Below are 6,009 nucleotides of genomic sequence, written 5' to 3'. Positions count from 1 at the left end.
CCCCCGTACAACTTCCGCCCCGTACCCATCCCGGTACGGGGCGGACGCGCGGCACCCCGTTGCCCCCGCCTCATTGTTCTACTAGCATGCGAACAACGGAGGTTTTTCATGACAAGCAAGAACCTTGGCCGCGCGACGCTCGCGGCCCTGCCCTTTGTGCTCGCTCTCCTCGCCGACCTCGTCGTCCACGTCACCGTCAAGGACCGGCTGCCCGACCGGCTGGCCGTCCACTTCGACGCCGGCGGCTCCGCCGACGGCTACATGGGCGTCACCGCCCATCTCCTCTACACCGCCGCATCGCTGCTCGTGCTCGGCGCGCTGTGGGCCTTCATCGCGGTCAACGGCAAGCTCCACGGCCGTGCCCACCGGTGGTTCATCGGCGGGGGCTTCGCCGTCGCCGGGTTCCTCGGATACCTGCTGATCGCCGTCCTGTCCGTCAACGTGGACGCCCCCGAGGGCGGACCGGCGGACGGCTTCCCGCTCCGGCACCTCGTCGTGGCCCTCGGGGCGGCCGTCCTCGCCGGAGCCCTCGGCGTGTTGGCGTCCCGGCTCGTCCCCGCACCCGATGACCCCCGCGACCGTGATCCGGCGAGCCGGGAGCGGATCGCGCTCGCCGACGGCGAGGTGGCCGGCTGGGCGCGCGGGATCGGTGCGTGGTGGGTGCCGGTCGCCGTGCTGGTGTTCCTGGCGGCCGGTGTCACCGTCGGCCTGTCGCAGAGCTGGTTCATCGGGGGCCCGATCCTTCTCCTCGGCCTGGTGACGGCCACCTTCTGCCGCCCCCACGTCACCGTGGACCGGCGGGGCCTCACCGTCTCCGGCCTGCTGCCCAGGCCCCGGGTCCGGGTGCCGCTGGAGCGGATGGCGGGGGCGGACAGCCGCCCCGTCAACGCGCTCGCCGAGTACGGCGGTTGGGGCTATCGTGTCCGCCCCGAGCGCAGCGGCGTCATCACCCGCTCGGGCGAGGCCATCGTCGTCAGCCTGACGAGCGGCCGCGAGTTCGCCGTCACCGTCGACGACTCGGCCACCGGCGCGGCCCTGCTCAACACACTGCTCGACCGGCAGCGGACGGGGCGCTGACCATGCTCTTCCGGGTCGATCCGACCTCCATCGTCCCGCTCGGCGACCAGATCGCCGCCTCGGTCCGGCGTGCGGTCGCCGAGGGCGCGGTGGCTCCGGGCGAGCGGCTGCCCGCCGCCCGGGTGCTCGCCGAATCCCTCGGCGTGAACGTCCACACGGTGCTGCGCGGCTACCAACGGCTTCGCGAGGAGGGGCTCATCGAGCTTCGCCGCGGCCGGGGCGCGGCGATCACCGCGGGCGCCTCGCCGCAGCGGGCACGGCTGCTGGAGCGCGTCCGCGGAGCCGTCGCGGACGCCCGGGACCTCGGCATGACCGAGGACGAACTGCTGACCCTCGTCCGCGGCGAGTTCGACGCCTGACCGGCGCACGGGCGCGTACGGCCCGACCGGCACGGAAGCGGACCGCGCAGAGGACCGTTCCGCGGGCGGAACGGTCCTCTGTCGTGTGGGGGGTGCCGGCCGGTCCCGGGACACGGGACCGGCTGTCCTCCGCCGGACCGCCGGTGCGTCCCGGCGTCAGGAGGCGGAGCGGGCGAGCGCGGCCAGGCCGTTCTGCCACAGCTGGTTCACCCGGGCCCGCTCGTTGGCGTCCGGGTTGGAGTTGGTGCAGGACGGGCCGGGGCCGCCGCCCGACATCAGCTCGCTGCACGGACCCGAGTAGTTGTCCGGCAGCCCGAGCACGTGCCCGGTCTCGTGCGTGGTGACCCGGGTCGAGTCGTACTGCTGGTTCTGGGCGTAGTCCAGGAAGATGTACCCGCGACCGTGCCCGTCGGTGCTCGCGTAGGAGCCCCGGGGGTCGTTGCCCTCGCGGTAGGTGAAGTCCGCGCCGGAGCCTTCCTGCAGCTGGACGTTGGAGACCGAGCTGTTCCAGATCTGCGTGCTGTTGGCTATCTCGCCGCGGAAGGACGGCGCGCCCGACGCGTCGTAGGTGACCGTGACGGCCTTGATGCCCGGGTTGGCGGCGCGCTTCTCGGCGACGGACTTCATGACCGCGTCGAGGAAGGCGCGGTTCGCGGCGGCGTTCTCGCCCGAACCGTTGTACGCGGCGACGGTGGTGGAGGAGGGAGCGGCAGGGGCCGGAGCGGCGGCCACGACGGGTGCGGTGCCCAGTGCGGCGACGAGGCCGAGCCCGGCGGCGGCGGTGGCGACAGCGGTCCTGAGGTGTCTCATGGGGGGATTTCTCCTACCTGTCCGATCGAACCCGCGCCGTGGGGGTGTCCGCTGGGCGGACAAGGCGTGGGGCGGTACGGGGAAGAGTGTGGTGCAGCGCACAGTCGCGGGGATGATGCCGAACGGTGATAGCGCCGCCCTATCGCCGCCCGGGCTCTTTCTTTCCGCACGTCAGCCGCCCGTGGACATGCCATGCCCACGTCACGGCCACGGCATCGTCACATGTCTCAAGGCCCAACACTCCCTGAATTGCCGCTGTTTGTTGGGGTTGCGACGTCTGGTGCACGGCGAGCGGCGGTCATAGTCTCCGCTGCATGGAGCTGGAGGTGAGGCACCTCAGGGCGCTCTGCGCCATCGCCGACGCGGGCAGCCTGCATCAGGCGGCCCGACGCCTCGGTGTGAGCCAGCCCTCCCTGACCACCCAGCTCCGGCGGATCGAGAACGTGCTCGGCGCCGAACTGTTCCGCCGCGAACGGACCGGCTGCCGGCCGACCTCCCTGGGGCGGGCCGTCCTGAGCCGGGCCCGGCCCCTCGTGGACGGCATGAACGACCTGGTCGCCGAGGCGCTGGCGGAGGCCGAGGCCGCCCGGCCGCACGGATCCCGGCTGCGCATCGGCTCCACCGCGAGCCGGGTCATCGGCGGCTGGCTGCGCCGGCTGCGGGTCGCTCTGCCCGGCACCGACATCTCGCTGCGGGTCGACGTCTCCGCCCACGCGCTCCTGCGCTCGGTCGAGGAGGGCCGTCTGGACGTCGCCTTCGTGCACGAGGTGGAGGGCTCCCCGCTCGCCGTGCCGGAGGGCCTGGAGCAGCGCGTGCTCGTGGAGCGGGAGCCGCAGTTCATCTCGCTCTCCCGGGACCACCCCGCCGCCCGTCGTCGCGTGGTGGAGCTCGGGGACCTGGCGGGCGACCCCTGGATGGTCGATCCGACGGTGGACGGCGAGTGGGACGGGGTGCGCCGGGTGCTCGGCGCCGCCGGGCTCAACCCGCCGGTCCTGCACGGCGACTACCTCACCGCCGCCTCCCTCGTCGTGCTCGGCGAGGCCGTCGCGCCCTGCCAGCCGACGTCGGGCCCGCGCGACGACATGGTGATCCGCCCGCTGCTGGGGGACCCGCTCGCCGTGCGGCTGCTCCTGGTCTCGCGGCCCGGGACGGACATCGCGGTGGTGTACGCGCAGTTGGAGGACGCCTACCGGGACGCGGCCCGACGGGCCAGCGGCTACCACGAGTGGCTGCTGCGCCACCGTTCCCCACTGGCCCGCACGCCCTGACTCCCCGCTGGCCCGCACGCCCTGACGCGCCGGCCTTCCGCTCGCGCCGGTGACGCCCCGCAGGCCCGCGCCCCGGCCCCGCGACGGTGAGTTCCCCGTTCTGCTGACAGCGTGCTCGTGTTCCCCCGCCGCCTTCCGGCGGGCAGAGTCGTCCCATGAGGCTTCTGATGCTGGGCGGTTCGGAGTTCGTCGGACGGGCCGTCACCGACGCCGCGCTGGAGCGGGGCTGGGACGTCACGGTGTTCCACCGGGGCCGCCACGCGCCCCCGCCCGGCGTGAGCGCGCTGACCGGGGACCGGACCGCGGGCGAGCACGGACTCGCGGCGCTGGCGGAGAGCGGGCAGGACTGGGACCTGGTCGTCGACACCTGGAGCGGCGCGCCCGCCGCCGTCCGCGACGCCGCCCGTCTGCTGTCCGGCCGGTCCGGGCACTTCAGTTACGTCTCCAGCCGCTCGGTGTACGTCCACCCGGCCGCCCCGGGGCTCGACGAGGACGGCCCGCTGGTGGCCGGCGCCTCGCCCGACGACGGCGCGGACGTGCCGTACGACCGGGCCAAGCGCGGCGGTGAGCTGGCCGCCCTCGACGCCTTCGGGGACCGGGCCCTGCTGGCGAGGGCCGGGCTGATCATCGGCCCCGGGGAGAACATCGGCCGGCTGCCCTGGTGGCTGTCGCGCATCGCCCGGGGCGGGCCGGTGGTCGCCCCCGGCCGGCCCGGGACCGAACTCCAGTACATCGACGCCCGGGACCTGGCGGACTGGATCCTGGACGCGGCGGCGGGCGGGCTGCACGGCGCGTACAACACCGTCAGCCGCCCCGGCCACACGACCACGGGCGAGCTGCTGGAAGCGTGCGTACGCGTCACCGGGTCCGACGCCGAGCTGCGCTGGACCGATCCGGAGGTCCTGCTCGCCGCCGGGGTCGAGCCCTGGAGCGACCTGCCGATCTGGCTCCCGCCGGGCGAGCTGTACGACACGATCCACCGGGGCGACCCCACCAGGGCGTACGCCGCCGGGCTGCGCTGCCGCCCGGCCGGGGAGACCGTGGCGGACACCTGGGCCTGGCTGCGCACCCTCGGTGGCGTGGCGCCCCAGCGCCCCGACCGCCCGGCCGTCGGCCTCGACCCCGTGCTGGAGGCGAAGCTGCTGGCTCTCTGACGCACCGTTTCCGCCTGCGTGTCGCGACGAAGAAACCTCCTATAGGACTACACAAGAGGGCAAAAGCGGCGTGTCATTCAATATGACTAAGTGTTAACCATGCATATTGCGCGGCATGGAACAGAAGGCGCGCAGGCGCGGCAACGCAATCCGGGCAGCAGTGACAGTGGCCACGGCCGCGGCGATGGTGGGCGTGCTGGCCCCGGCCGCGGGTGCCGATCCGCTGCCGGGCGGACTGGGACCCTGCCTCGGCAGCTCCTGCCCGCCCAGCTGGAACGACCCCAACAACGGCCCGGTCACCAACTTCGACAGCAATATCAACGTCTACGTCGGTGGGGACTTCCTGGTCCGGGAGGCGGCGGCCGAGGCGGAGGGGAAGGTCGTCACCCTCGGCACGTTCGACATGGACAAGCGGGACGGGGTCTCGCAGATCTACAACGTCGGTATCGCGGGCGTCGGTTCGCGGGTGCCGCCGCCGGACGGCTCCGACTACCTGACGGCGGGCGGCGACGTGACCATCGCCGACGGCGAGCGCCTGCTCGCCGAGGAGGGCACGCACTCCGGCCGCGTCGCGTACGCGGGTGACCTCACGGGCACGGTGAACCCCACCACCGCCCCACGCTTCGACGAGGACGCGGCCGCCCCGTACACCGCGCTGCGCCCGCAGCTCACCGAGGCCAGCCAGTGCTACGCGTACGACGGCGACGAGCACCGGGAGGCGACGGGCACGTGGGTGAAGACCGGTGACGTCATGACGTTCACCGGTGACGGCTCGTCCGCGATCCAGATCTTCGACGTGGACGCGGACCTGGAGTCGGAGGCGGGCGGCAACACGGGGTTCGTCTTCAACGGCATCCCCGAGGGCGCGACCGTCCTCGTCAACGTCTACGGCTCCACCCGCAGCGTCGCCACGTTCATGGGCTCCTTCCCCAACGAGGGCCTCCGCGAGAACCTGCTGTGGAACTTCCCGGACGCCACCGACCTGTCCATGAGCGGCCCGGCCCAGTTCGAGGGCAGCGTGCTGGTGGGCCAGCCGACGAGCACCACCGTGCTCAGCATGAGCGGCACCAACGGCCGTTTCTACACGGCGGGTTCGCTCACCCACACCTCGGCGGGAGCGTCGGGCGGCCAGGAGATCCACGCGTACCCCTTCGACGGCGACCTGCCGACCTGCTCGCCGGAGCCGACGCCTACGCCGACGGATCCGACGCCGACGCCGACGGACCCGACCCCCACTCCGACGGACCCGACGCCGACGCCTACAGACCCGACCCCCACTCCGACGGACCCGACGCCGACTCCGACGGACCCGACCCCGACGCCGACGGAGCCCACCCCGAC

General features: G+C 73.4%; 6 protein-coding genes. 5 read left to right on the top strand and 1 reads right to left on the bottom strand.

Translation table 11 applies throughout. From position 1 onward, the window contains the following. Window positions 1–108: 108 nt before the first annotated feature. The gene (locus HET64_RS35390; RefSeq protein WP_215111342.1) at window positions 109–1,077 is read left to right on the top strand and encodes a DUF1648 domain-containing protein; all 969 of its coding nucleotides are present in this window, start codon (window positions 109–111) and stop codon (window positions 1,075–1,077) included. Between the two features lie 2 nt (window positions 1,078–1,079). After that, window positions 1,080–1,436 carry a GntR family transcriptional regulator gene (locus tag HET64_RS35385; RefSeq protein ID WP_215111341.1) on the top strand — a complete coding sequence of 119 codons (357 nt, stop codon included), beginning with the start codon at window positions 1,080–1,082 and terminating at the stop codon, window positions 1,434–1,436. 156 nt (window positions 1,437–1,592) lie between these two features. On the opposite strand, the gene snpA is transcribed toward HET64_RS35385, so the two are convergent. Then, window positions 1,593–2,246, bottom strand: a complete 654-nt coding sequence (snpA, locus tag HET64_RS35380) for a snapalysin (RefSeq protein WP_215111340.1) — start codon at window positions 2,244–2,246, stop codon at window positions 1,593–1,595. Between the two features lie 314 nt (window positions 2,247–2,560). On the opposite strand from snpA, the gene HET64_RS35375 reads away from it, so the two are divergent. The 3 genes from HET64_RS35375 to HET64_RS35365 form a co-directional block, all read left to right on the top strand. Next, on the top strand, window positions 2,561–3,514 hold the full coding sequence (locus tag HET64_RS35375; protein ID WP_215111339.1) for a LysR family transcriptional regulator: 954 nt from the start codon (window positions 2,561–2,563) through the stop codon (window positions 3,512–3,514). 155 nt (window positions 3,515–3,669) lie between these two features. Then, window positions 3,670–4,668 carry an NAD-dependent epimerase/dehydratase family protein gene (locus HET64_RS35370; protein WP_251146327.1) on the top strand — a complete coding sequence of 333 codons (999 nt, stop codon included), beginning with the start codon at window positions 3,670–3,672 and terminating at the stop codon, window positions 4,666–4,668. A gap of 115 nt (window positions 4,669–4,783) precedes the next feature. After that, the coding region (locus HET64_RS35365; protein WP_251146326.1) for a choice-of-anchor A family protein at window positions 4,784–6,009 on the top strand (1,226 nt) is incomplete at its 3' end.

Source organism: Streptomyces sp. McG3 (assembly GCF_018619185.1).
Classification (GTDB): domain Bacteria; phylum Actinomycetota; class Actinomycetes; order Streptomycetales; family Streptomycetaceae; genus Streptomyces.
The sequence above is the reverse complement of the archived record's forward strand: the minus strand, read 5'-3'. Positions and strand labels throughout refer to the sequence as shown.